The 24,621-nt window shown below is 68.8% G+C and carries 23 protein-coding genes, 2 tRNA genes and 1 pseudogene; 19 read left to right on the forward strand and 7 right to left on the reverse strand.

Annotated elements, in window-relative coordinates; translation table 11 throughout:
• Nucleotides 1–4 precede the first annotated feature (4 nt).
• From QN163_04320 to groL, 15 genes are all read left to right on the forward strand, one after another.
• Nucleotides 5–1,054, forward strand: a complete 1,050-nt coding sequence (locus QN163_04320; GenBank protein MDR5683236.1) for an ABC transporter ATP-binding protein — start codon at nt 5–7, stop codon at nt 1,052–1,054.
• A gap of 112 nt (nt 1,055–1,166) precedes the next feature.
• Nucleotides 1,167–1,343 (forward strand): hypothetical protein, encoded by a 177-nt coding sequence (locus tag QN163_04325; GenBank protein ID MDR5683237.1) that lies wholly within the window; start codon nt 1,167–1,169, stop codon nt 1,341–1,343.
• 23 nt (nt 1,344–1,366) lie between these two features.
• Nucleotides 1,367–1,822, forward strand: a complete 456-nt coding sequence (locus QN163_04330) for a hypothetical protein (GenBank protein ID MDR5683238.1) — start codon at nt 1,367–1,369, stop codon at nt 1,820–1,822.
• Between the two features lie 46 nt (nt 1,823–1,868).
• Nucleotides 1,869–1,943 (forward strand) — tRNA-Val (locus tag QN163_04335).
• Between the two features lie 277 nt (nt 1,944–2,220).
• On the forward strand, nt 2,221–4,482 hold the full coding sequence (locus QN163_04340) for a DEAD/DEAH box helicase (GenBank protein ID MDR5683239.1): 2,262 nt from the start codon (nt 2,221–2,223) through the stop codon (nt 4,480–4,482).
• Between the two features lie 97 nt (nt 4,483–4,579).
• Nucleotides 4,580–5,725: a ribonuclease H-like domain-containing protein gene (locus QN163_04345; protein MDR5683240.1), complete on the forward strand. Its 1,146-nt coding sequence runs from the start codon at nt 4,580–4,582 to the stop codon at nt 5,723–5,725.
• 48 nt (nt 5,726–5,773) lie between these two features.
• A complete protein-coding gene (locus QN163_04350) occupies nt 5,774–7,546 on the forward strand; it encodes an ATP-dependent DNA ligase (protein ID MDR5683241.1) in 1,773 nt (590 codons plus the stop codon).
• A 106-nt stretch (nt 7,547–7,652) separates the two neighbouring features.
• A complete protein-coding gene (locus QN163_04355) occupies nt 7,653–8,960 on the forward strand; it encodes a nodulation protein NfeD (protein MDR5683242.1) in 1,308 nt (435 codons plus the stop codon).
• Between the two features lie 53 nt (nt 8,961–9,013).
• Nucleotides 9,014–9,712 (forward strand): slipin family protein, encoded by a 699-nt coding sequence (locus QN163_04360; protein MDR5683243.1) that lies wholly within the window; start codon nt 9,014–9,016, stop codon nt 9,710–9,712.
• Nucleotides 9,713–9,718: 6 nt separating this feature from the next.
• Nucleotides 9,719–10,252, forward strand: coding sequence for a tRNA (adenosine(37)-N6)-threonylcarbamoyltransferase complex ATPase subunit type 1 TsaE (gene tsaE / locus QN163_04365; protein ID MDR5683244.1), 534 nt, complete (start codon nt 9,719–9,721; stop codon nt 10,250–10,252).
• 6 nt (nt 10,253–10,258) lie between these two features.
• Nucleotides 10,259–10,951, forward strand: coding sequence for a tRNA (adenosine(37)-N6)-threonylcarbamoyltransferase complex dimerization subunit type 1 TsaB (tsaB, locus tag QN163_04370; GenBank protein ID MDR5683245.1), 693 nt, complete (start codon nt 10,259–10,261; stop codon nt 10,949–10,951).
• Nucleotides 10,948–11,469, forward strand: a complete 522-nt coding sequence (rimI, locus tag QN163_04375) for a ribosomal protein S18-alanine N-acetyltransferase (GenBank protein MDR5683246.1) — start codon at nt 10,948–10,950, stop codon at nt 11,467–11,469. The genes tsaB and rimI overlap by 4 nt, the downstream gene beginning before the upstream one ends.
• 57 nt (nt 11,470–11,526) lie before the next feature.
• Entirely contained in the window at nt 11,527–12,561 is a 1,035-nt protein-coding gene (gene tsaD, locus QN163_04380) for a tRNA (adenosine(37)-N6)-threonylcarbamoyltransferase complex transferase subunit TsaD (protein ID MDR5683247.1), read from the forward strand.
• 155 nt (nt 12,562–12,716) lie between these two features.
• Complete coding sequence (gene groES / locus QN163_04385) at nt 12,717–13,028, forward strand: co-chaperone GroES (GenBank protein ID MDR5683248.1); 312 nt, start codon at nt 12,717–12,719, stop codon at nt 13,026–13,028.
• Between the two features lie 47 nt (nt 13,029–13,075).
• Nucleotides 13,076–14,686 carry a chaperonin GroEL gene (groL, locus tag QN163_04390; protein MDR5683249.1) on the forward strand — a complete coding sequence of 537 codons (1,611 nt, stop codon included), beginning with the start codon at nt 13,076–13,078 and terminating at the stop codon, nt 14,684–14,686.
• A gap of 75 nt (nt 14,687–14,761) precedes the next feature.
• On the opposite strand, the gene QN163_04395 is transcribed toward groL, so the two are convergent.
• Nucleotides 14,762–15,907 carry a thiolase family protein gene (locus QN163_04395; GenBank protein MDR5683250.1) on the reverse strand — a complete coding sequence of 382 codons (1,146 nt, stop codon included), beginning with the start codon at nt 15,905–15,907 and terminating at the stop codon, nt 14,762–14,764.
• Between the two features lie 140 nt (nt 15,908–16,047).
• Between QN163_04395 and QN163_04400 the strand changes: the two genes are divergently transcribed.
• Complete coding sequence (locus QN163_04400; GenBank protein MDR5683251.1) at nt 16,048–17,199, forward strand: DUF5009 domain-containing protein; 1,152 nt, start codon at nt 16,048–16,050, stop codon at nt 17,197–17,199.
• Nucleotides 17,200–17,247: 48 nt separating this feature from the next.
• Here the strand turns inward: QN163_04400 and QN163_04405 are convergent, their stop codons facing one another.
• From QN163_04405 to QN163_04415, 3 genes are all read right to left on the reverse strand, one after another.
• Nucleotides 17,248–18,456: a polysaccharide deacetylase family protein gene (locus QN163_04405; protein ID MDR5683252.1), complete on the reverse strand. Its 1,209-nt coding sequence runs from the start codon at nt 18,454–18,456 to the stop codon at nt 17,248–17,250.
• Between the two features lie 52 nt (nt 18,457–18,508).
• Nucleotides 18,509–19,570: a hypothetical protein gene (locus QN163_04410; protein ID MDR5683253.1), complete on the reverse strand. Its 1,062-nt coding sequence runs from the start codon at nt 19,568–19,570 to the stop codon at nt 18,509–18,511.
• An 87-nt stretch (nt 19,571–19,657) separates the two neighbouring features.
• A tRNA-Ile gene (locus QN163_04415) sits at nt 19,658–19,734 on the reverse strand.
• Nucleotides 19,735–19,889: 155 nt separating this feature from the next.
• Between QN163_04415 and QN163_04420 the strand changes: the two genes are divergently transcribed.
• Nucleotides 19,890–20,117 carry a DUF3185 domain-containing protein gene (locus tag QN163_04420; protein ID MDR5683254.1) on the forward strand — a complete coding sequence of 76 codons (228 nt, stop codon included), beginning with the start codon at nt 19,890–19,892 and terminating at the stop codon, nt 20,115–20,117.
• On the opposite strand, the gene QN163_04425 is transcribed toward QN163_04420, so the two are convergent.
• The 3 genes and pseudogenes from QN163_04425 to QN163_04435 form a co-directional block, all read right to left on the reverse strand.
• Nucleotides 20,101–20,517, reverse strand: coding sequence for an MFS transporter (locus QN163_04425; GenBank protein ID MDR5683255.1), 417 nt, complete (start codon nt 20,515–20,517; stop codon nt 20,101–20,103). The genes QN163_04420 and QN163_04425 overlap by 17 nt on opposite strands.
• A gap of 1 nt (nt 20,518) precedes the next feature.
• A pseudogene (locus QN163_04430) lies at nt 20,519–21,334 on the reverse strand (MFS transporter).
• A gap of 98 nt (nt 21,335–21,432) precedes the next feature.
• Nucleotides 21,433–22,641: a DUF1343 domain-containing protein gene (locus tag QN163_04435; protein ID MDR5683256.1), complete on the reverse strand. Its 1,209-nt coding sequence runs from the start codon at nt 22,639–22,641 to the stop codon at nt 21,433–21,435.
• Between the two features lie 114 nt (nt 22,642–22,755).
• Between QN163_04435 and QN163_04440 the strand changes: the two genes are divergently transcribed.
• The gene (locus QN163_04440) at nt 22,756–23,730 is read left to right on the forward strand and encodes a sugar ABC transporter permease (GenBank protein MDR5683257.1); all 975 of its coding nucleotides are present in this window, start codon (nt 22,756–22,758) and stop codon (nt 23,728–23,730) included.
• A gap of 53 nt (nt 23,731–23,783) precedes the next feature.
• A complete protein-coding gene (locus QN163_04445; protein ID MDR5683258.1) occupies nt 23,784–24,611 on the forward strand; it encodes a carbohydrate ABC transporter permease in 828 nt (275 codons plus the stop codon).
• Nucleotides 24,612–24,621: the final 10 nt, after the last annotated feature.

Below are 24,621 nucleotides of genomic sequence, written 5' to 3' on the forward strand. Positions count from 1 at the left end.
ACCGGTGGGCCGAGATGCACACCTCCGGCTGGTCGACGTCCGCAAGCGGTTCGGCCGGACCGTCGCCGTCGACGGCGTATCCCTGGACGTCTCCGAGGGGGAGTTTGTCACGCTGCTGGGTCCGTCGGGCTGCGGCAAGACGACGATCCTGCGCATGGTCGCCGGGTTCCAGCGCCCGGACGAGGGCGACATCCTCGTCCGCGGCGTCCGCGTCACCGACGTGCCTGCCCACCGGCGAAATGCCGCGATGGTCTTCCAGGAATACGCGCTCTTCCCCCACATGACCGTCGCCGAGAACGTCAATTACGGCCTGGCGATGCGGCGCACGCCGCATCGCCAGGCGGCCCGTCGCATCGCGGAGGTGCTGGAACTGCTGGGGTTGACCGGTCAGGAGCACAAGTTCCCGCACCAGCTGTCCGGCGGACAGCAGCAGCGGGTCGCGCTGGCTCGAGCCCTGGTCGTCGAGCCGGAGGTCCTGCTGCTCGACGAACCCCTGAGCAACCTCGACGCGAAGCTGCGAATCCGCGTGCGGGCGGAGATCCGCCAGTTGCAAAGGCAACTCGGCAAGACGACGGTGTACGTGACCCACGACCAGGAGGAGGCGTTGGCGATCTCCGATCGGATCGCCGTGATACATCACGGACGCATCCAGCAGGTCGGCACGCCGCAGGACGTCTATCATCGCCCGGTCAATCGCTTCGTCGCCGACTTCGTGGGGCTCACCAACTTTCTCGAGGTCGAGGCGATCCGGCCCGGCGAGGTCAGCTTTGACGGCCGCCCCTTCGCCGTGCCATCGAGCAGGGCCGCCGCCGGACGCTTGACCCTGGTCGTGCGTCCGGAAGCCGTCCAGTTGGTTCGGCGCCCGCCACAGGACGGCGGAAACGTGGTGCGCGGCCGGATCGTCACGAGCAGCTTCCTCGGGCTCGTCACACGGTACTGGGTGGACGCAGGCGGGATCCGGTGGGTGGTGGATGTCCCGACGTCTGGGGAGGACGCCCTGGACGGTGACGTCTACCTGCGGGTCCCTCCGGACCGGATCCACGTCCTTCCGTGACGGCAGGGTGTGCCCACGGAGGCTGGCTTCCCGGCCGGAGAACGGTCCTGGCAGGCAACGGAGTCAGGCCCATCGAACTGAAGGGGACATCAGCAACGATCGGAGGGGGCGGATGCGAAGGGCTCTCGTGCTCGTGGTGACGATGGTGGTGGTGGCGGCCGGGGCCGCCGTCGCGGGCCCGGCCGCCGGGAGGGTCGTGCTGCTGTGCAGCCCGAACCCGGCGTGGTGCGATGCGGTCAAGGCGGAGTTCCCTAAGGCCACGGGATTTCTTTGGACTACGTGCGCTTGAGCTCCGGGGAGGCTCTCGCCCGGATGCGGGCGGAACGCCAGAACCCCTCTCTGGACGTCTGGTTCGGAGGTACCGGCGATCCGCACCTGGTGGCCAACGAGGAGGGGCTGACGGAGTTTTACCGTCCGCGTGCGTGGGCCGACCTGCGCCCGGAGTTCCGTGAGGCCGTCGCCAACAAGTACATCCCGCTGTACGCAGGGATCTTGGGCTGGGCTCTCAACGAGCGTTGCTACGGGAGAAGAACGTGCCGGTTCCCCGCACGTGGCGGGACCTCGCCGATCCCCGTCGGCACGGGGTGCGAGTACCTCGTCGACACGCCGGTGGGGGAGGTGCAGGTCCTCGATCCCAGCGGTGCGCTGTCCGTCGGCACCGAGGTGCGGCTCACCTTCCGAGAGGCCGGGCTGTACCTCCTGTCGCGCGAGACGTCTCAGGCGACGCACGTATCGGTCGTCCTGGGAGGGCCGCAGTGGGGTCGGTAGGCGCGCGTCAGGCCCTGCCCGCTGCGACGTGCTATACTGCATCGGAGGGCGCTTAGCTCAGAGGGAGAGCGCTTCCTTGACGCGGAAGAGGTCAGAGGTTCAAGTCCTCTAGCGCCCACCATCTCCAAATCCCCCGGTCGAGGCCTCCGTGGGCACGTTGGGCTCCGGCGCGCGGGTGCACCTGTGCGGCGACACCCCGCTCGTGGCTGATGTGCCTGGGCCCTCGGGCGCGCGTCGGCGGACGCGCCTGATGGCGCACTCCTTCGGCCCGTCGCCCGGCATCCGACAGCCGCCTCCAGCGGTCCTTCAACCTGCAATCCAGATATCCAAATGTCCGAGGAGGATTTTCCCTCGGAGAGGCGAACACATATACGCCGAAAGTCTGATCGGAGTACCGGATGACCCTTGACCAGATTTTGGGATCTCTCCGGACTTCCAGGCGGTTCGCGGAGGGGTTTGTGGCCTGGCGGGAGTTGCCCGAAAGGCGCGCGTCGTGGGCACCGCTCCCGTCCGGCCTCCACCCCCGGCTCGCCGCGGCCCTACGGCAGCGCGGGATCGACCGGCTGTACAGCCACCAAGCAGAGGCCTACGAGCTGTCACAAACCGGACGCAACGTCGTGGTGGCGACGCCCACGGCCAGCGGCAAGACGATGTGCTTCAATCTGCCGGTATTGGACCGCGTACTCAAGGACCCGCAGGCCCGGGCCCTCTACCTGTTCCCGACCAAGGCCCTGTCTGCGGACCAGGTGGACGAGCTGCTGGGTCTGGTCGATCGGACGGACGCCTCGATTCGCTGCTACACATACGACGGCGACACGCCTCCGTCGGCACGGGGGGCGATTCGGACGGCAGGTCACATCGTCGTCACCAACCCGGACATGCTGCACGCCGCGATCCTGCCCCACCATACCAAGTGGCTCCGGCTGTTCGAAAATCTCAGATACGTGGTGGCCGACGAACTGCACGCGTACCGCGGCGTGTTCGGATCCCACGTCGCCAACGTCTTCCGCAGGCTGCGCCGCGTCTGCGCATTCTACGGTGCGAGCCCTCAGTTCATCGGCTGCTCGGCGACGATCGCCAACCCCGAGGAGCACGCGCGGCGTCTGTGGGGCGATCCGTGCGTCCTCGTCGACCGAAGCGGAGCGCCCTCGGGGCGCCGGATCTTCGCGATCTACAACCCGCCGGTGGTCAACGGCGCACTGGGGATCCGCCGCAGCGCGCTGCTGGAGGCACGCGACCTGGCCTCGGAGTTCGTGCGCAACCGCATCCAGACGATCGTCTTCGCCCGTTCTCGCCTGCGCGCCGAACTGATGACCACCTACCTCACAGACGTCGCACGTCGGTGGGCTCTTCCCCCGGCCTCCGTGCGGGGATACCGCGCGGGTTACCTCCCCTCGGAGCGGCGGGCCATCGAACGGGGGTTGCGGGACGGTTCGGTACGCGTCGTGGCGAGCACCAACGCTCTGGAACTCGGCGTCCACATCGGGCAAATGCAGGCCGCGGTGCTCGTCGGCTACCCGGGGACGGTGGCGTCGACCTGGCAGCAAGCCGGACGCGCCGGCCGGTCGTCAGAGACGAGCGTGGCGATCCTGGTCGCCACGAGCGATCCGCTGGACCAGTTCCTGGCCCGCCATCCCGAGTTCTTCTTTGACCGGTGCCCAGAACACGCGCTCGTCCACCCCGACAATTTGCTGGTCCTGACCAGCCACCTGCGGTGCGCCGCCTTCGAGCTGCCGCTGCGCACGGACGAGTCGTTCGGGCCCAGCACCTTCACCGAGATCCTGGGTTATCTGCAAGAGTGCGGTGTCCTGCACGAGGAGGACGGGCGCTGGCATTACGTCGACGGCGCCTACCCGGCCCAGGAGGTCTCCCTGCGGTCCGCCTCGGTCGAAAACGTCGTGATCGTGGACGTCACCCAACGCGCACGGCCACGTGTGATTGGCGAGGTCGATCTCGCCAGCGCGCCGGCACTGGTGCACGAGGGTGCGATCTACCTGCACCTGGGTCGTCAGTACCACGTCGAGCGGCTGAACTGGGAAGACCGCAAGGCGTACGTGCACGAGGTGCGCGTCGATCACTACACCGATGCGCAGATCGCCGCCGACATCCGCGTGCTCGTGGAATCGGCGTCGCAGCGAACGGCCGTGGACCGCGCCTACGGAGAGGTTTCGGTCACATACCGCCCGACGATCTTCAAGAAGCTGAAGCTCCACACGCACGAAAACGTCGGATGGGGCAAGATCCACCTGCCCGAGACGACGCTGCACACGACCGCCTACTGGGTAACCCTCCCCGAAGCGCTCGTGCGCGATCTGTCCAACGAGCAGATCGAGAGCGCTCTGCTGGGGCTTTCCCATGCGCTCCACAACGCCGCGCCGCTGTTCTTGATGTGCGATCCGCGCGATCTGGGACGCACGTGTCAGATCCGGGCTCCCCACACCGGCCGGCCGACGCTCTTCCTGTACGACGCAGTGCCCGGAGGGGTGGGGCTGGCCGAGCGCTTGTATGGGTTCCACGCGGCCTTGTGGGAGGCGGCTGCGGAGTTGGTCGCCGGCTGCCCGTGCCCGGCCGGGTGTCCCTCGTGCGTCGGCCCCCCGCTTGAGGTCGGCACGGACGGCAAGACCCTGGCACGGGCGCTGCTGCGGGCCGAGGTACCCTAGGCGGTGCCTGGCACTGAATTGCCGGCAACTCAGGGGTTTCGGCACCGGCTCCGACGGCGAAATCGGTGCCAGGCACGATGGCGGCGAGGACACGACGGTGCGACATCGGCTTAAGCGGCGGGAGATCGGTGCCTGGCACCCGATGACCGGGCCGGGTTTCGAGGTCCTGCGGACCAGCTTCCCGGCCCACGCGCGCCGCGGCCCGGTGCGGCTGAGCGAGGCGCCGGCGGACGGAACGATGTGGCTGGACACGGAGACCACCGGGTTGGCCGCGGGGACGGGGACGCAGGTCTTCTTGATCGGCGTGGCGTTTCGGGAAGGTGTCCACGTGGTGATCGAGCAGTACCTGCTGCGGCGGCTGGGTGCCGAGCGGTCGATGCTGGAGGTCGTGCGGGACCGCCTGGGCCAGGCATCCGTCCTGGTCACGTACAACGGCCGTCGGTTCGACTGGCCGCTGCTGGAGGTGCGCTTTCGGCTGCAACGCCTCAGCCTGCCGTGGGACGAGCCGCCCCACCTCGACCTGCTCCCGGTCGCCCGGCGGCTGTGGCGGCAGCCGGTCGGCACCGCGCGGCTGACAGCGATCGAGTGGGAGGTCCTCGGCCACCGACGTGACCGTGACATCCCGGGTGGGTTGATCCCGTCACGCTACATCGAGTTCCTGCGCAGTGGGGACGATGCGCTGCTCGAGGACGTCGTGGACCACAACCGGGAAGATGTGCTGACGCTGCTCAGCCTCCACGCGCTGGCGGATGCGATCTGCGACGGTCGCAGTCCCCCGGTGCCGGTCGATCCGATTGGGCTGGGTCTGCACCTGGAGCGGTTGGGAAGACAGGATCGCGCACTGGAGGCGTACGAACGCGCGCTGGCCGAAGAGTGCGATCCGGGGCGGCGATGGACGGCCGTGCGACGGCTGGCGCGCTTGTACCGGACCCGCGGCGACGGGCGCCGGTTGTTTGCGCTGTGGATGGCCGAGGCGGAGCGGGCCATCCTGCCCGCCCAGGTGAGCCTGCGGCGAGCAGCTCGGGTCGCCCGTCACGTGCTGCGCGACCCCGAAGCGGCGCTGGCCGTCGTCGATCGGGCGCTCGCCCGGGCGGAATGGGACGGCCTGCGCGGACGGATGCAGCTTTCGGGGATCGCGACCCTTGAGCGCATGCGGGCCCGACTCGTGCGGTCCTCCGCAGGTCGCCCTCGAAGGCCAGCCGACGGCAGCAGCCCCGACAAGGATGGCGTCTGCAGATCCTGACAGATCGGCGGTTCCTCGACACCGCAAACCACCCTTCGGCGCGAGGATGTGAAGCATCGGATCCCGGGTTTGGAGAGCTTGCGGGGAGGTAGAATCCTAGGAGCCGTGGCCACCGCCCTCCTCAGCGACCTCGCCCGCACCATGCACGCCGTGGCCGCCAACGCCGCCAAGCGCCAGAAGACCGCCATCCTCGCCCGGTACCTGCAGACACTGGACGACGACTCCCTGCGCATCGCCTGCACCTATCTCACCGGGCGCCTCTTCCCGCCCGGCACTCCCCGCAAGGCCAACGTCGGATGGTCGGCGATCATGTCGGTGTTGCAGGATCTGACCGGCGCGTCCGACCGACAGGTGAGCGAGGCCTACCTCCGGTGGGGAGACATCGGCGACGTGGCCGCAGAACTCCTCCGCCGGCGCCGGATCGCGCCGCTGTTCGCGAGTCCTCTGACACTGCCCGGTGTACACGAAACCCTCTCGGAGGCCGCCGCTGCAGAAGGCGCCGGATCGCGCCGCGCGCGGCTGCGGGCGCTGCGGGCGTTGCTCGAGCAGGCTTCTCCTGACGAAGGGAAGTACCTCGTGCGCATCCTCACCGGTGACCTGCGGATCGGGTTGCGGGAGGGGTTGTTGGAAGACGCCGTCGCCGAAGCGTTCGGCGCACACCCCGACGCAGTCCGGCGGGCGAACCTGCTCCGGTCGGACATCGGCGAGGTCGCCGTCATGGCGCGGCACGGGGCGCTGGGCAGCGCCGCCCTGGAGTCCTTCCACCCGTTTCGGTTCATGCTCGCCGGTACGGTCTTCACCGCGGAGGAAGCCTTGGCCAACGGCGGTCCGGTGCTGGCCGAGGACAAGTACGACGGTGTGCGCGTGCAGGTCCACCGGATCGGGGATCGGGTGGCGATCTATTCGCGGATGCTCGAGGACGTCACAAAGAGCTTTCCCGACCTGAAGGAAGACCTGCGCGGTCTGGGCGACAGCTACATCGCTGACGGTGAAGTGGTGGCGTGGCGCGGGCAGCGGCCGCTGCCGTTTTACGCCCTCCAGGAGCGCCTGCGCCGCGTCGATCCCGGCCCGCTGCTGTTGGAAGTGCCCGTGGTGCTATTCGTGTTCGACCTGCTGCGCCTGGGCGAGGAGGATTTGCTGGATCTCCCGCTGGCCGCCAGGCGCCGCCGCCTCGCTGAGCTGCATTTCGGGGAGCGTGTCCGGCCGACCCTCGCGGACGAGGTCGCAGACCCGCAGACGCTGACAGCGCGTTTTCGCGCGGCGCGGGACCGCGGCAACGAGGGGCTGGTGATCAAGCGTCTGGACTCCCCGTACCAGCCCGGGCGTAGGGGGAACCTGTGGGTCAAGTGGAAGGACGAACTTGCCACGCTGGATGTGGTGGTCGTCGCGGTCGAGCACGGACACGGCCGGCGCGCCGGCGTGCTCAGCGACTACACCTTCGCCATTCGCGACGGCGACGCGCTGCGGGTGGTGGGCAAGGCGTATTCGGGGTTGACCGACCGCGAAATCGCCGAGCTCACGGAGTGGTTTGCAGCACACACCGTACGCGACCGTGGCCGCTACAAGGTCGTCCAACCCCGGGTGGTCCTGGAAGTGGCGTTCGACGCCGTTACGCGCAGCGATCGCCACGATTCCGGCTACGCGCTGCGCTTCCCCCGCATCAAGCGCATCCGCCACGACAAGACGGCGCAGGAAATCAGCACGCTGCGCGATGTCGAGGCGATCTACCAGCGTCAGCGGACACAGGAGGGAAGCGGGCGAGGATCGGGACCCCTCGACCAGGGGCAGGGTGGGCGTGAAGCTGACACGCCTTCCCGGTGAGCCGCATGGGGTCCGAGCCGCGACGACGGGTCTGAGGGTCCACGCCTGCTGCCGCCGCTTCCCCGCAGCGGTCGCTGTGCAGTACGGTAGGGAGGGAGGCGCGTTCGTGGGAGTCCGGCTCTCTGTCCTCGCGTTGATCCTCGCCTTCGGCGCTGCCGTGGCGTCTGCGGCCCCCGAGCGTCCGGTCGTCTACGTCATCCGGGTCGACGGGGTCATCTCGCCCGCTTCGGCGACCTACATCCAGCGCGCGATCACAGAGGCGCACAGAGCCGGTGCGGCAGCCCTGGTCGTGGAACTCGACACGCCCGGCGGTCTGCTGCGGTCCACCGACGACATCACGAAGGCGCTGCTCAATGCGCCCCTCCCGGTGATCGTGTACGTCTCGCCCGCCGGCGCCCGAGCGGCGTCGGCTGGGGTGTTCGTCGTCTACGCGTCCCACGTGGCGGCGATGGCGCCCACGACGAACCTCGGCGCCGCGACGCCGATCGCGGTGGGCGAGGGCCAAGAGACGGAGAGCCAGCGGACCGCCTTGCGCAAGGCCACCGAGGACTCCGTGGCCAAGATCCGCACGATCGCCGAGCGCCGGGGCCGCAACGCAGACTGGGCCGAGCGGGCGATCCGCGAGGCGGCATCGATCTCCTCGGAAGAGGCGGTCCGACTGCGCGTCATCGACTTCCTCGCCGCCGACCTTGCAGAGCTGCTCGTCCGGGCTGACGGCCGGACGGTCGAGGTGGGCGGCGAGAGACGCCTGCTGCGTACGCGCGGCGCCGAGACGGTGCGGCTGGAAATGGATGTTCGGGAGCGGCTGCTGGACGTCCTAGCGGAGCCGAACGTGGGCCTCATCCTCATGACGATCGCGATCTACGGGATCATCTTCGAGCTGAACAATCCCGGTGCGATCTTTCCCGGCGTCGTCGGCGCGATCGCGCTGATCCTGGCCTTTACGTCGTTCGCCATCCTCCAGGTGAACTATGCGGGGTTGGCGCTGATCGGCCTGAGCGTCGCCCTGTTCATCACGGAGCTGTTCACCCCGGGCTTTGGCGTGCTCGGGGTCGGGGGCATCATCTCGTTCATCCTGGGAGGAATTCTGCTCACGAGCAACCAAGAGCCGTACCTGCGAACGTCTGTGGAACTCGTGCTCGTCCTGGGGCTGCTGACCGGGGCGTTCTTCCTGTTCGCGGTCGGAGCGGGACTGCGTGCCCAGCGGCGCCGACCGTCGTCGGGACGGGAAGCCCTGGTCGGTGCGGTCGGGGTGGCGCGGTCGGAGATCGCGCCGGCGGGTACCGTCTTCGTGCAAGGGGAGCTGTGGACCGCCGAAGCGGACGGCGATCCGATCCAACCGGGTGAGCGCGTCCGCGTAGTGGGACTGGAGGGGCTACGCCTGCGCGTGCGGAGGGAGGGGGAGAGATCGTGACCACCACCACGGCTGTCACCATCCTGGTTTTGGTCTTCGTGGTGCTGTCCTCGATGATCCGGATCGTCCGCGAGTACGAACGCGGCGTGATCTTCCGGCTCGGGCGACTCGTGGGCGCCAAGGGGCCGGGGTTGTTCATCCTGTGGCCCGTCATCGACCGCATGATCAAGGTCGACCTACGGATCGTCACCCTCGACGTCCCCCGGCAGGAGATGATGACGCGCGACAACGTACCGGTGACCGTGGATGCGGTCGTCTACTTCCGCGTCGTCAACCCGGAGGATGCGATCGTGAGGGTCGAGGACTTCGTGCGCGCCACATCGCTGTACGCGCAGACCACCCTGCGCAGCGTCATCGGGCAGCACGAACTGGACGACCTGCTGGCGCGGCGCGAGAAAGTGAACCAGCAGCTCCAGCAGACGATCGATGAGGCCACGGATCCCTGGGGGATCAAGGTGACCGCGGTGGAAGTGAAGGATGTCGCGCTCCCGGAGGGGATGAAGCGGGCGATGGCGCGTCAGGCCGAGACCGAGCGCGAACGGCGGGCAAAGATCATCAACGCCGAAGGCGAGTTCCAGGCGGCGGAGAAGCTGGTCGAGGCGGCGCGCCGGATCGCCGAGCAGCCGATCGCGTTGCAGCTGCGCTACCTGCAGACCCTGTCGGAGATTGCGAGCGAGCAGAACAGCACGACGATCTTCCCGATTCCGATCGATCTCCTGCGGCCGTTCCTCGCGCGCGATGCCCGGGACTGAGGTGCAATGGTCTGGCGCCGGTGGGTGACGGACGGCCCCGAACAGACTCGCGCGCTGGGCAGGGCTCTGGGCCGGGCGGTGCGGGCGGCCGATGTCGTCGCGCTGACCGGAGACTTGGGGGCGGGCAAGACGACCCTGGTGCAGGGCATGGCCGCGGGCATGGGGGTGCGTGGCTACGTCGCCAGTCCGACGTTCACCCTGATCCGGGAGTATCACGGTTCGCTGCGCCTGTACCACGTCGACCTGTACCGGCTCGACCCGGCGGACCTCCTCAGCATCGGTCTGGATGAGCTCTTCGACGAGGGCGGGGTCGTCGTGATCGAGTGGGCCGAGCGCGCGAGGGATGTCTTGCCGGTCGACAGCCTGTGGGTGGAGATGCAAATCCTGGAGGGGGATCGACGGGCGCTGAACCTGCGTCCCGTGGGCGTCCGCAGCACGGAGCTGGCCCAACGCTGGGCGGCTGACGCCCACGTGCACGAGCCCGGCCGCGCGGCGTCGAGCGAGCCGTTCGCCCGTCGTCTGGCGCCGGGCTCGGGGTAGGGGCGGATGCTGGTCCTGGGGATCGAGTCGGCGACGCGGGCCTGCAGCGTCGCACTGGTGGACGACGGAGGACTGCGCGCGGAGCGGACGCTGGTGGGCCGTGCCCGTGCGCTTGAGTGGCTCGCGCCGGCGATCGAGGACATGCTGGGCGAAAGTGACCTCGGACCGGAGGCGGTGGAAGGGGTGGCCGTCTCCGTCGGTCCGGGGTCGTTCACGGGGTTGCGGATCGGCATCGCCACCGCCCAGGCCTGGGCGCGGGGACGCGACCTGCCGGCGTGCGGGGTCCCGACGCTGGAGGCGATGGCGGCGGCCATGGAGGGCGCCGACGCCGTGGTACCGGTCCTCGACGCCCGACGCGGCGAGGTCGCCGCCGCGTTGTTCGCGCGTCGGGACCACGGATGGGTTCGTGCGGTCGAGGAGGTGACCGCCCCACCGGAGCAGATCCTGGTGCGCTTTTCTGCCTGCGGGATCGACCTGCGCGGACTGGTTCTGACGGGCGACGGTCTGCTGGCCTACGGGGACCTGTTCACGGCGGCGCTGCCCGGTGCCCGGATCGCCGAACGCGTCCTGTGGGCGCCGCGCGCGGCCACGGTGGCCGCGGTGGGCCGCAGCCGCATCCTGCAGGGCGGGGAGAGTCTGTACTCGATCCAGCCGCGGTACGGGCGGAGCCCGGCGCTGCGCGCTGCCGGTGTGGGATGAAGCTTCTGTCGGCGGTGAGAATCGACGCGATGCGCGCGGAGGACATCCCGCGCGTGATGGAGATCGAGCGTCAGTCGTTTGCAACCCCTTGGCCCGCGGATGCCTACCGGCGCGAGATCCGTGAGAACCGGGTCGCCTGCTACGTGGTTGCGCGAAAGGGCGAAGACGTGGTGGGCTACGCCGGCATGTGGGTGATCCTCGAGGAGGCGCACATCACCACGATCGCTGTGGACCCCCGGTTTCGTGGGCAGGGAATCGGCGAGCGGCTGCTGGCGGCGCTGATCGAGCAGGCGCGTTCCCGCGGCGCGCGCTGGGTCACACTGGAGGTGCGCAAGTCCAACCGCATCGCGCAGTCCCTGTACCGGAAATACGGATTCCGCGAGGTCCACGTGCGCCGTCGCTACTACAGCGACAACGGCGAAGACGCCATCATCATGTGGACCGGCAACATCTGGGAGGAGCCGTTCCGGCAGCGGTTCGACGCGCTGCGCGCCGCCCTCGAGACTTCCAGCGACTAATCGAAGGCGGGCTGCAGGATCTGTCATGCATCCTTCTTCGCCGTTTACCATGGATCCATGACCGGTGAGGTGGTTTTGGGCATCGAGACGTCGTGCGACGAGACCGCGGCCGCGGTGGTCCGCGGACGGGAGATCCTGTCGAACGTGGTCGCGTCGCAAGTGGACCTGCATGCCCGCTACGGCGGCGTGGTGCCCGAACTGGCGTCGCGGAGGCACATCGAACGCCTGCTGCCGGTCGTCGACGAAGCCCTCGAACGCGGGGGGGTGCGTTTGCCTGTGCGAGCGGACGGCTCCGATCGGCCCGCAATCGAGGGCATCGCCGTCACCTACGGACCCGGGTTGGTGGGCGCCCTGGCGGTCGGGGTCGCATTCGCGAAGGCCTTGGCGGCGAGCACGCGGCTGCCCCTGGTGGGTGTCAACCACCTGGAGGGGCACATCTACGCCAACGTGCTCGCGCACGGCCCGTTTCCGCTGCCCGCTCTGGCGCTCGTCGTATCCGGCGCGCATACCGACCTGCTGTGGATCCCCGCGTACGGAGCGTACGAAGTCCTGGGACGTACGCGCGACGACGCCGCCGGCGAAGCATTCGACAAGGCCGCGCGGGCGATGGGTCTGGGATACCCCGGTGGACCGGAGATCGACCGCCTCAGTCGCGACGGCGACCCCGGCCGCGTATCGCTCCCCGAGCCGCTGGCGGGCGAGGGCGGCTACGACTTCAGCTTCAGCGGCCTCAAGACCGCCGTGGTCCGGGCCTTGCGGTCCGACCCCGCGCCGGACCCGGCCGACCTGGCGGCCTCCTTCCAGGCCGCAGTCGTCAACCACCTGGTCAGCCGGACGGGCCAGGCGCTGCAGGACCGCCGCCCCGCATCGGTGCTGCTGGGGGGCGGGGTCGCCGCGAACCGACTCCTCCGGCAGAGGTTGAGCAACGCCGCCGAGCGTGCCGGGGTCCCGCTGTTCGTGCCACCGCCGGATCTGTGCACCGACAACGCCGCGATGATCGCCTGCGCGGGCGCCTACCGTCTGGCCGCGGGTGAGCGTGCGGCGTGGAACCTCACCGCGATCGCCGATCTGCCGCTGGCGACCTCCGCGTAGTCGCACGGCCGCCCGCCCTCGGCTCCGTGTCGCCGGGGCGTGGAACAGGGGCTTGAAGACCTGCGGCCGGCGGCCTACTATGGAGACGGATTAGCACTCAGACGCCGCGAGTGCTAAGCACCACAACCCACGTCCGTTCGAGGAGGGATGCAGACATGAGGCTCAAGCCGCTCGGTGATCGTGTCGTCGTGAAGCCGCTGGAAGAGGAGGAGCGGACCAAGGGCGGGATCGTGCTGCCCGATACCGCCAAAGAAAAGCCGCAGCACGGTGAAGTCCTGGCGGTCGGTCCCGGCGCGCTGGACGAGGACGGCAAGCGGCTGCCGATGGACGTGAAGGTCGGCGACCGCGTGCTGTTCGCCAAGTACGCCGGCACCGAAGTCAAGATCGACGACGAGGATCTGCTGATCCTGCGCCAGAGCGACATCCTGGCGATCGTGGAGCGTGAGCCCGTCGCCGCAAAGGCATAGGGTACGGCGCGTCCTTTCGCGATGCGGTAATCCCGGAGGTGATGGAGATGGCCAAGGAACTGCGGTTCGACGAGGACGCGCGGCGTGCACTCGAGCGCGGGGTCAACAAGCTGGCCGACGCGGTGAGGGTGACGCTGGGTCCCAAGGGCCGCAACGTCGTGCTCGAAAAGAAGTTCGGGTCGCCCACGATCACCCACGACGGCGTGACGGTCGCCAAGGAAGTGGAACTCGAAGACCCGTTCGAGAACGCCGGCGCGCAGCTCGTCCGCGAGGTCGCGACGAAGACGAGCGATGTCGCCGGTGACGGCACGACCACGGCGACGATCCTCGCCCAGGCGATCATCCGGGAGGGGCTGCGCAACGTCGCCGCCGGAAGCAACCCGATGGCACTGAAGCGCGGCATCGACAAGGCGACAGAGGCGGTCGTCGAACACATCCGGAAGATCGCCAAGCCCGTCGAGACCAAGGAGGCGATCGAGCAGGTCGCGACGATCTCGGCCAACGACGCGGAGATCGGAAAGATCATCGCCGATGCGATGGATAAGGTCGGCAAGGATGGCGTGATCACCGTCGAGGAGAGCAAGGGCATCGAGACGACGGTGGAGATTGTCGAGGGGATGCAGTTCGACAAGGGCTACATCTCCCCGTACTTCGTGACCGACCCGGAGAAGATGGAGGCGGTCCTGGAGGAGCCGTTCCTGCTGATCACCGACCGTAAGGTGTCGGCGGTGAAGGACCTGCTGCCGGTGCTGGAGCGCACGGTCCAGACCGGCCGCCCGCTGCTGCTGATCGCCGAGGATGTGGAGGGCGAGGCCCTGGCGACGTTGGTCGTGAACAAGCTGCGCGGCACCCTAAACGTCTGCGCGGTGAAGGCGCCCGCGTTCGGAGAACGCCGGAAGGCGATCCTGCAGGACATCGCGATCCTGACCGGAGGCACGGTGATCAGCGAGGAACTGGGACTGAAGCTCGAGAACACCGACGTCTCCCAGCTCGGCCGCGCCAAGCAGGTCCGTGTCCGCAAGGAGGAGACGATCGTCGTCGGTGGAGCGGGTGACAGCAAGGAGATCGAGAAGCGGATCCAACAGATACGCAAGCAGATCGAGGAGACCGATTCCGACTACGATCGTGAGAAGCTTCAGGAGAGACTGGGCAAACTCACCGGCGGTGTTGCAGTACTGCGGATCGGCGCCGCCAGCGAAACCGAGATGAAGTACAAGAAGACGCGGGTCGAAGACGCGCTGTCGGCGACGCGGTCGGCCGTCGAGGAGGGGATCGTGCCCGGCGGCGGCGTCGCACTGGTCCGCGCGATCGGCGCGGTCGAGGCGCTGAAGCTGGAGGGCGACGAAGCCGTGGGCGCCGCGATCGTCCGCAGGGCGCTGGAGGAGCCGCTCAAGCAACTGGCGGTCAACGCCGGTCAGGAAGGCTCGATCGTCGTCGAGAAGGTCAAGCAGCTCAGCGACCCCAACGTGGGGTACAACGTGCTCACCGGTGGGTTCGAGGACATGATGAATGCGGGGATCGTTGACCCTGCGAAGGTCGTCCGGTCCGCGCTGCAGAATGCGGCGTCGGTGGCGGGGCTGCTGCTGACGACCGAGGCGATCGTCGTCGAGAAGAAGGAGGAGGAGGAATCCACCGCACCGACGCCACCGATGGTGTGACCACAGCCAAGCCTCGGGTGAGGGGCCGGTGACGGAGGGGGCATTGCGATGCCCCCTCCGGTTTTTGCGGCCCGTCTACGGCAGCCGCTCGATGACCGTCGCGTTGGCCATGCCGCCGCCTTCACAGATCGCGATCAGGCCGTGTCGGGCCCGGCGACGCTCCATCTCGTGCAGCAGGGTGGCGAGGATCCGCGTACCGGTGGCCCCCAGGGGGTGCCCCAGGGCAATTGCGCCGCCGTTTACGTTCACCCGGTCCCACGGGGCCCGAAATTCGCGTTGCCAGGCGAGGACCACCGACGCGAATGCCTCGTTGACCTCGAACAGGTCGACGTCCTCCACCCGCAGGCCCGCCCTCTCGAGCGCCTTCCACGTGGCGGGTATGGGCCCTGTCAGCATCGTCACGGGGTCGACGCCCACCACGGCGAACGAGACGAACCTGGCGCGCACCCGCAGCCCGAGCGCTTCGGCGGCCCGAGGCGAGACGATGAGCGCCGCACTGGCGCCGTCGGAGATCTGGCTGGAGTTGCCGGCGGTGATGAGTTCCAGGTGCGGGAAGGCCGGCGGCAGCGACAGCATCTTCTCCAGCGAGGTGTCGTGCCGAATGCCTTCGTCTGCGGCCAAACCGCCCACGGGCACGATCTCTGCCTCGAACCGGCCGGCGCGCTGCGCCGCCGAGGCCCTGCGGTGGCTTTCCAGGCCGAACCGGTCGAGGTCTTCCCGCCCGAACCCCCACCGCCGCGCGATCCGCTCAGCACCCTCGGCCTGGTCGAACCACTCCCTCTCCAACCGGTAGCGGTCGCGCATCCTGGCGACCAGGGGGGTGCCCGGTCCGCGCGCCGCGTTCGCGAACAATGGGACGCGCGTCATCGACTCCACGCCGCCGGCGATCACCGCCTCGTAGGCTCCGGCGATCACCCCTTGGGCAGCGAAGTGGACCGCCTGCAGACTCGATCCGCACTGGCGGTCGATCGTCACCGCGGGGACGGACTCCGGCAGCCCCGCCGCCAGCCATGCGTTGCGCGCCACGTTGGCGGCCTGTTCGCCCACCTGGTCGACGCAGCCGACGATGACATCGTCGATGCGGGCCGGATCGATCCCGGTCCGCTCCACAAGCGCGGTCAGCAGATCCGCCAGCAGATCGACCGGATGGACCTCCCGCAGACCCCGGTCGCGCTTGGCGATCGGCGTCCGAATCGCCTCGACGATCAGCGCTTCGCGCATCGCCTCCCCCTCGTCGGTTCCGTGGCCTGAGCGTCGTCCGCGCGTCCCGTGCGCCCGGCGAAGCTCGCCAGGACGTGTCGACGCGGTCTGCGCACAGCAGAACGGTTTTCGTCCCGTGCCCGCGCGCATAGAATGGATACGTGCAGGTCGTGACGGTCGGACGCAGCTTGGCATCCTCCGCATCGGCTGCGGCGGACGCGTCGCCAGCGGACGCAGCGGCGGCGCGCGTCGCCTCACTGGACGCCTTCCGCGGGTTCCTGATCTTCTGGATGTTGCTGGCCAACCACATCGTCTGGAGCCCCTCTATACCGGTGCAGCTGCGGCACGCCCCGTGGGGTGCCGGCGTGACGCTGACGGACGTGGTCTTCCCGTGGTTTCTGTTCGTGATGGGTGTGGCGATTCCCCTGAGCGCCGCCCGGTCGCGCCAGGCCGCCGGAGGTCTCCCGCCGGTGCTGCGGATCCTCCGACGTTCGTTCTTGCTGGTCGTGTTGGGGTTGGTGGTGTACACGAGCGTGTACGGGCGCCTGTACCTCGGTCTGGGCATCCTGCAGGTGCTGGGTCTGACCTATCTCGTGGCCGCGACGACGGCGCGGTTGCCGGTCGGCGGGAGGGCGGCGTTGTGCGCTGCGCTGGTGTTGGGCCACTGGGCGCTGTTGAAGTTTGCGCCGGTGCCCGGTGTCGGCAGCGGCGTGCTGGAGCCGGGACGGAACATCCTGCACTACCTCAACACCACCTACTTCCAGAGATACCATCTGGCCGGGCTCGCCTCCCTCGTGCCGACATCCGCGATCGTCATCGCCGGGACCCTCGCCGGAGAGGTCTTCGCACGCGCCACCCTACCGGCGGTGCGGCGCATCGGCTGGCTGGTCGGCGGCGGAGCGGCCCTGACGCTGGCCGGTTGGTTGTGGCAGCTCGAGATGCCGTTCAACCGGGCGCTGTGGACGCCCTCGCTGGTCCTGTGGGTGATCGGAACCGGCGCTCTCGCGGTCGGTGGCCTGTATGGGCTGCTCGACGTGCGGGGCTGGCGGGCGGTCGCGTTGCCTCTGGTCGTGCTGGGTTCCAACGCGATCCTGGTATACATGGGCGCCATCCTGTTCCGCGTGTACGTCGTCCAACGCCTGCGCCTGCCCGTCGGCTCGGAAGGACCGACCCTGCACGAGGCCGTACTGGGATGGTTGGTCAAGGAGATGGGCGCCCTCCATGGCGCCTGGGCGTACGCATCCGCTGTGGTCGCCTTCTGGTGGCTCGTCCTCTTCGTCTTGTACCGTCGGCGGATCTTCCTCCGCCTGTAGCCACCCCGCCTGCCCCACCAGGGTCTGGCCGATCGATCGGCGGGTCCATCACGACGCCTCCTCTTCGGAGACCACGTCGGTGACGGTGAGCAGGGAGAACCCGCGCCGCCGCAACTCGGAGGCTACCGCCGGCAGGGCCTGGATGGTCTGGGGGATGCCCTGGTGCAGCAGCACGATCCCACCGTTGCGGGCGGACCGCGTGATGCGGTCGGCGAGTTCTGCGGGGGCAGGGGCAGTGTGGTCGCCCGGCGCGTCGCTCCACAGCACCGTCGCCAGACCCTGGCGCGAAGCCTCGCGTACGACGGCGGTGTTGTACTGCCCCCCGGGCGGTCGGAAGTAGCGCGGCGTCCGGCCGGTCGCCGCCGTGATGGCACGCTGGGCCTGGGCGATCTCGGTACGGAGCACCGCCGGAGGAAGCTGCGTGAGGGTCGGGTGGGTGTGCGTGTGGTTGGCGACCTCGTGCCCGTCGTCGGCGATCGCGCGGGCGAGGTACGGGTACTGCAGCACCCGCGTCCCGATCAGGAAGAACGTGGATCGCACGTTCAGCGACCGGAGCGTGTCGAGCAGCAGGGTCGTGTACACGGGGACCGGACCGTCGTCGAACGTCAGCGCGATCGCTGTGCGGTTCGGCGCACCGCGGAAGATCTTGCCGTCCGACGGACCGCCCCGGAACATGCTGATCAGACGGTCCCGCAGTTCCACGATCCGTTCCACCGCCCGGCCCACGAAGGTCGGTTGCGATTCGTAGGTTATCGGGGCCAGGGAGCGCGCGTACACGTCGAGCGCTGCCATACGCTGGGCAGCGGGCCAGACCCGGAGCGCCGGATGGGCCCAGCTGCGCAGCACGCGGTCGGCGGAACCGTCGGCGGCCGCTCGGAGTTCGCGGGCAGAGACCGCCGCCGTGAACGTCACGTCCCAGCGGTTTCCGTCGAACCACCCTCCGGCGTGGTGGAACGCGGTCACGTGGAACTCGGTCAGATCCGCCAAGGTGGCGAACGCCACCGCAGCCAACCGCCACGTGCGGGTTTGCAGCGCGGGCACCGGATCACGTTGTCGGGGGTCGTACGTTAGCACCACGCCGGCGACCCGGATCCGGCCGTTCGTGTCGACGACGACCCGCACCACGCGCTCGGAGGGCTCGACCCGCAGCAACGCCTGCCGGAGGCGTTCGGCCGGTGTGGCTGGCTGGGGGGCCGCTTGTGACGGCCAGACAGGGACGGCCGCGGACAACGCGAGCGCACAGGTGACTGTGGCCATCCGCAGACCGACATCTCGCGCGCGGGTCCCGCCGGAGTAAAGCAGCCGGCGGCTACCGCGTGGCCCAGCGGTAGGCATCGGCGGGTCCGGCGGGGACGTACCCGTAGGAGTCGTACAGACGATGAGCGCGCCGGTACTGCTCCTTGGCATCTGCGATGCGATTCTGCTTGCGGTACACGTGCCCCAATACGTATACGGCCAGCGGATTGCCGGGGTTCAGGCGCTGCGCTTGCTCCATGTGGGCCGCAGAGCGTGCCAGCCCCTGGGGCGTGGACGGCTTGGCGAGCCACCCGCCGGGTGCGTGTTCGCCGCGGTAGAAGTAGAACTGGGAGCGCAAGAACGCCTCGTCCAGCCCCTGAATCGTCCCCAAGGGGATGGCCCGGCGGCTGGCCCGGTAGCCCGTGATCGTCCCGTCGGCGGCGTAGAGCGGCTCCGCGAACCGGTACGTGTCACCGTGGCGTACGAACACCCCCTGGTGCCGGACGAACGGCTCGGGGTAGGAGGCGTCCACGAGGATGTCACGCCCGTTCGAGAGCCGTGCGAATGCCGTCGCGTGGCCGTTGTTGGTCGTCTGTCCCTTGTCGTTCCTCCACACCATGTACGTGCCCGCTTCGATGCCCGCCCCCTGCAGCAGTGCGGCCAGGAGGACCGACTGGAGGAAACACTGGCGTTCCCCGTAGCGTACAGTGTAGGCGAACTCGTAGCCGCGCTCGATGCTGAACCGCGGAATCAGTCTCTTGGTGACGCGGTGCAGCCATGCTGCCGCCTCCCGTTCGAGCGCCGACCGCTGGTCGACACCCGCCGTGCGCTGGAGGTCTGCCCGGATGCGCCGCAGGGCCTCGGTCAGATCCGCCACGCCCTTCCAGTGGACGGAGGAGTCGGCCCAGTAGGTGTCCTCCAGCCAGGACGTGAACGCCGGCAGATCGCCGGCGCCGGTCTCCGCGTACGACTCGGCGATCCAGCCGTTGAGCGTGGCACCGCCGTAAGGGTATCGGGCGAAACCGCTCGGGGACGCCTCCAGCTGGGCCCAGGGGGCGGGGATCAGTTGGATGCCGAGCAGCAAGGCGAGCGCCGTTCCCGCGGTGCCGATCAACAGCGTCCTGTGCGTCCGCATCGTCGATACCTCCCCTACATCGCATGCTGCGTTTTCGGCTGCGTCGTGGCCACCGGACGCGGAGAGGATCCGCCGGATCGTGGAGGGTGGTGGGCCGTCGTGGACTCGAACCACGGACCTCAGTCTTATCAGGACTGCGCTCTGACCACCTGAGCTAACGGCCCGCCGTGGACAGTATCGAGTATAGGAACCGCGGGGTTGGGGTGTCAAACGAACGGCGGGCGTGCGAACGGGCCGAGGACGGCGGTGGACACTAAGTGGACAGAGCCTGCCCACGACCGAAAAGGCTCTGAGTCACTTCCGTCGAGGTGAACAGAACATGAGGACAGTTGTGATCTTGCTGGGCGTCGTGCTGATCGTCGTCGGTACGATGGCGCTGTTCTTCGAAGGCATTCCCTACGGGACGGAGCGCACCGAGGTGCAGTTGGGGCCAGTGGAGATCCAGGCGGAACGGCGCAGGGTGATCCCGTTGTCGCCGGCCGCCGGCGGCGTCGTCTTGGCCGGTGGGGTCGTGCTCGTCGCGCTCGGGCTCAGCCGGATGCGCTAGGGGAAGGCATCCGCCAGATCAGGAGCATCGGCAGCAGCGTTACGGTCGCCGCGATCCCGGCGGTTCCGGCGAATCCCCATAGGCTGGCCGCACCGGCTCCGGCAACGGGAAACAGCAGGTTGGCCAAACGTGCGGCGAACTCAGTCATGCCGAAGGTGCGACCCCGCAGCCGGGCCGAGGTGGCGTTGGCGAGCAGCGCGGTGGCCGCGACCAGACCTGCGGACCACCCCACCCCCACGACGAAGAGGCAGGCTGTCGCGGCCCAGTAGTCGGTCACGGCCATGGCCCCGGCAGCGCCGACCGCGCAGGCCACCGTCCCTGCGGCCATCATCGCGCGATGGCCCAGCCAGTCGGCGAGCCGGCCGAGGGGGAAGCCCGAACGCATACATCCCGATCGCATGGATAGACACCGCGGAGACGATCGCGCCGAGGTGGTGTCCGTGCTGTCGGAGGGCGACCGGCGTCACCACCATGGCCAGGGTCATCGTGCCCCACAGGCAGGCCGACACGGCGATGGGCGCCAGAGTGGCGGGGTGGCGCAGCAGCATCGCTGCCGTCGGGCTCACCGCCTCCGGGGCGCCGCCGGTGCGGCGCGCGATTTCCAGGGGGTCCGGACGCAGCCATGCGAGCACGCCCGCCGCGACCGCGAGTGCTCCCGCGCCGAAGATCCACGTGGCGACGATTCCTTCCGCTTCCGCGTGCGCGCCGCGCGTCAGCCATGCCACCAGGGCGGGCGTAAAGAGCACTCCCACGACGCTGCCCGTCAGTACGAGCCCCAGGGCCGACGCACGCCGCTCGGGTGGCTGGATCTCCGCGGCCACCATCCCGATTTGATGCAGCGGACCGCTCGCGTATCCGAAGGCCACTGCCGCCAGGAGGAACAGCATCAGGTCTGCGGCCCCGAACGTCGCCGCGATCGCTGTCGAGCCGATCGCGGACAGCGCTGCGGCGCCCAGCAGCACCAACCTCCGGCCGTAGGCGTCCATCAGCCTCCCTGCGGGGTACGCGGTGACGGTCTGCCCCAACTGGGAGAGTGCGATGGGAAGCCCGATGGCCGCGACGTCTCCTGTCAGCTGCAGAACCATGCTACCCCCCAGCGCGGGCATCAGCATGAAGACCGCGGTGACCAGCGCCTGGGCGGTGAACAGGATCGCCGTGTGGTGCAGGACGATCCGGTCCATACGGTCGATCGGCAGGCTGTGATCTGCGTCGGGCATTCAGCACGAGCCTACCACACATTCCGTGTCCACGAGCCTGAGACCGGTCGCCATGCGGGTTCGCCGGGCGGCGGCACCAGAGCACCGTCGCCGGTGGATCAGCGATAGAGGAGGTGGCGTTCGCGCAGCCGCTCGAACCGATGCCGTCCGGCCTCCCAGCGTGCCACGATCCGTGCGGGTGGGTCCTTGCGCCGGATGGCTGACCGCACCTGCTGGGTTCCCCACACCACGTCAAACAGCGCACGCCCGCGGGGTGGCACGCGGAACGCGAGACGGTCACCATATAGGTCGCGGATCTCGCAGAGGATGTAGACGGTCGTCGTCGCCGGCCGAAACGCGGCGGGTTCGGTGACGTGAAGCCGCACGCCCCGCCAGACACGGCCGGTGCGGGGATGAGGGAGGGCGGACGCCGAGAACCGCACGCCGGGCAGCCGGTGACGGTTCAGCCGTTCGGCGAGCTGCGCCCCGTCCGGGATCCATGGGGCCAGCACGACCTGGAACCGCGAGGACGTGCCCACGCCGTTCCACAAGTTGGTGCCGTCGATCGGCCCTGTGGCGGCGTAATAGAAGGGCGCTTGGGGACTGGTGATCCCGGGAGACGGGTTGACCCAGCCGAGTCCGGTGTCCGCCCACGTCATCGTCCGCGTCCAGCCTTCCATCGGCACGACGCGCAGTTGCGCACCGATTCCGAACGCGTCGTTGAACAACCGTGCCAGTTCGCCGATCGTCATGCCGTGGACCATCGGGATGGGGTGGGGGCCGATGAAGGAGCGAAACGGCGGCTCGAGAACGGGCCCGTCCACGGTGACGCCGCCGAGCGGATTGGGTCGGTCGAGGACGACCACCGGCCGGCGTGCGGCACGTGCGGCTTCCAGCACCAGGCTCATGGTGGACGCGTAGGTGTACGGACGGACGCCCACGTCCTGGAGGTCGATCACCAAGAGGTCGACACCGTGCAGCATCTGTCGGGTCGGCCTGAGCGTAGATCCGTACAGGCTGTAGACGGGTGTGGGGCCCCGCACGTTCGGCACCGGCTCTCCGGCGCCGAACGTGCCGTCGATGCCGTGTTCGGGGGCGAACAGCGCGGTGACGCGGAGCTCAGTGTTTTCGATCAGCGCGGCGGCGGTGGTGCGGCCGTCGCGGGTGACCGCCGCGCGGTGCGTCACGAGCCCGATCCGGCGGCCCCGTGCCGGCGCGGGGTCTGCCAGGAAGACATCGATGCCCGGGGCCACCGGAAGCGGCGCTCCTTGGGCCGCGGCCGCCAGCGAGGCCGCGGCGATCACGACGAGGGCGATGCACGACCGCACGCCGGGTTGGTCTGACGGTTCACCGTCCCCGAGCGTTTCTCCTGTGTGCTCGGGGTGACGACGATCCGCGTGCCCAGGAATTGATCGCGGGTGCGCCGAACACCAACCGGTAGGATGGAACGGTTTGCCGCGGTCCTGCTCGTGGCGGTTGGGGCCCCGCTCGTGTCCGCGGCGTACGTCGCAGCGGCCGAACTGGCGATCCGACAGCTGCCGGAGACGACGCAGCGGCGCGTGCGGCCCTGGGTGTGGGTGGGACCGGCGCTGGTCTTCCTGACGGTCTTCCTCGTCTACCCCACGGTCAATACCTTCGTGCTGAGCCTACGCAACGCGAACGGGACGCAGTGGGTGGGACTCGCCAACTACGTCTTCGCCTTCACCGACCGCGAGATGCTGATCGCGTTCCGCAACAACATGATCTGGCTGGCCTTCTTCACGGGGCTGACGGTCTCGGCAGGCCTGCTGATCGCGGTGCTCGCCGAGCGCGTACGCTACGAGTCGATCGCGAAGGGGATTGTGTTCCTGCCGATGGCCTTATCGTTCGTCGCGGCCGGCGTGATCTGGAAGTTCGTGTACGAGTTCCGGCCCGCGGGCACTCCGCAGATCGGGACGCTGAACGCAGTGCTGACGGGTTTGGTTCCCGGATTTCAGCCGCGGGCCTGGCTGGTCAACGCACCGGAGAACAACTTCTTCCTCGTCCTCGTCGGCGTGTGGATGTGGACGGGGTTCTGCGCGGTGATCCTGTCCGCGGCCCTCAAAGGGGTACCAACGGAGGTACTGGAAGCCGGACGCGTGGACGGTGCGGGGGAGGTGCGCCTGTTCTGGCAGATCACGCTGCCGATGATCGCTTCGACGGTGGCAGTCGTGGCGACGACGATGGTCATCACCTCGCTGAAGGTGTTCGACGTCGTCTATGTGATGACGAACGGCAACTTTGGCACCGAAGTCATTGCGAACCGCATGTACAAGGAGCTGTTCAACATTCGCCACTTCGGCCGGGCCAGCGCGATCGCGATCGTCTTGTTCCTGGCGATCCTGCCGGTGATGGTCGCGAACATCCGACGGTTCCGTGAGCAGGAGGCGACGCGGTGACGACCGCGACGGTGGCTTTGCCACGAAAGCGCGCGGTGCGGCGCGCGGCCGAGATCGCGTTGGCCCTGCCGGCCCACGTCGGACTCTGGATCCTCTGCACGATCTGGCTGGTGCCCACGGTCGGCCTGCTCGTCAGCTCGTTTCGTCCGGCGCGCGACGTGGCGACCTCTGGGTGGTGGACCGTCCTGTGGAACCCCACGTTCACGCTGGAGAACTACGCGCAGGTCCTGACGACACAGAACATGGCCTTGAGCTTCGCCAACAGTCTGGTGATCACGATCCCGGCGACGGTGATCCCGCTGCTGATCGCCGCGTTCGCGGCGTATGCGTTCGCCTGGATGGAATTCCCCGGACGCGGCGCGCTGTTCATCGTCGTCGTCGCGCTGCTCGTGATCCCGCTGCAGACCACGCTGGTGCCCGTGTTGCGTCTGTTCAACGCCCTGGGACTGACGGGCACGTTCCCCGCGCTGTGGCTGGCCCACACGGGATACGGGCTGCCGTTTGCGATCTACTTGCTGCGCAACTTCATCGGGTCGCTGCCGCGGGACCTGTTCGAGTCGGCATACCTCGACGGCGCTTCGCCGCTGACCGCATTCTTCCGGCTCGTTCTGCCCCTCTCCGTTCCGGCGCTGGCGTCGTTGGCGATCTTTCAGTTCCTCTGGGTTTGGAACGACCTGCTGGCGGCGCTCATCTATCTGGGCGGTCGGCCCGCGGTGGCGCCGATGACGGTCACCATCAGCAACCTGGTGAACTCGCTGGGCGGGGGCTGGCACCTGCTGACTGCCGCGGCGTTCGTCTCGATGGCCCTGCCGCTCATCGTCTTCTTCGCGCTGCAGCGGTACTTCGTCAGCGGGATCCTCACCGGCGCGGTCAAGGGGTAGAAAGGCGGCA

Source organism: Armatimonadota bacterium (genome assembly GCA_031432545.1).
GTDB lineage: Bacteria > Sysuimicrobiota > Sysuimicrobiia > Sysuimicrobiales > Sysuimicrobiaceae > Caldifonticola > Caldifonticola tengchongensis.

What these genes read in the sequence shown, in the direction of transcription:
- QN163_04325 (MDR5683237.1), top strand. Translation starts at nt 1,167, where the DNA reads ATGCGAAGGGCTCTCGTGCTCGTGGTGACGATGGTGGTGGTGGCGGCC.
- QN163_04330 (MDR5683238.1), top strand. Translation starts at nt 1,367, where the DNA reads ATGCGGGCGGAACGCCAGAACCCCTCTCTGGACGTCTGGTTCGGAGGT.
- QN163_04340 (MDR5683239.1), top strand. Translation starts at nt 2,221, where the DNA reads ATGACCCTTGACCAGATTTTGGGATCTCTCCGGACTTCCAGGCGGTTC.
- QN163_04360 (MDR5683243.1), top strand. Translation starts at nt 9,014, where the DNA reads ATGATCCGGATCGTCCGCGAGTACGAACGCGGCGTGATCTTCCGGCTC.
- tsaE (MDR5683244.1), top strand. Translation starts at nt 9,719, where the DNA reads ATGGTCTGGCGCCGGTGGGTGACGGACGGCCCCGAACAGACTCGCGCG.
- tsaB (MDR5683245.1), top strand. Translation starts at nt 10,259, where the DNA reads ATGCTGGTCCTGGGGATCGAGTCGGCGACGCGGGCCTGCAGCGTCGCA.
- rimI (MDR5683246.1), top strand. Translation starts at nt 10,948, where the DNA reads ATGAAGCTTCTGTCGGCGGTGAGAATCGACGCGATGCGCGCGGAGGAC.
- tsaD (MDR5683247.1), top strand. Translation starts at nt 11,527, where the DNA reads ATGACCGGTGAGGTGGTTTTGGGCATCGAGACGTCGTGCGACGAGACC.
- groES (MDR5683248.1), top strand. Translation starts at nt 12,717, where the DNA reads ATGAGGCTCAAGCCGCTCGGTGATCGTGTCGTCGTGAAGCCGCTGGAA.
- groL (MDR5683249.1), top strand. Translation starts at nt 13,076, where the DNA reads ATGGCCAAGGAACTGCGGTTCGACGAGGACGCGCGGCGTGCACTCGAG.
- QN163_04395 (MDR5683250.1), bottom strand. Translation starts at nt 15,907, where the DNA reads ATGCGCGAAGCGCTGATCGTCGAGGCGATTCGGACGCCGATCGCCAAG.
- QN163_04405 (MDR5683252.1), bottom strand. Translation starts at nt 18,456, where the DNA reads ATGGCCACAGTCACCTGTGCGCTCGCGTTGTCCGCGGCCGTCCCTGTC.
- QN163_04410 (MDR5683253.1), bottom strand. Translation starts at nt 19,570, where the DNA reads ATGCGGACGCACAGGACGCTGTTGATCGGCACCGCGGGAACGGCGCTC.
- QN163_04420 (MDR5683254.1), top strand. Translation starts at nt 19,890, where the DNA reads ATGAGGACAGTTGTGATCTTGCTGGGCGTCGTGCTGATCGTCGTCGGT.
- QN163_04425 (MDR5683255.1), bottom strand. Translation starts at nt 20,517, where the DNA reads ATGCGATCGGGATGTATGCGTTCGGGCTTCCCCCTCGGCCGGCTCGCC.
- QN163_04440 (MDR5683257.1), top strand. Translation starts at nt 22,756, where the DNA reads ATGGAACGGTTTGCCGCGGTCCTGCTCGTGGCGGTTGGGGCCCCGCTC.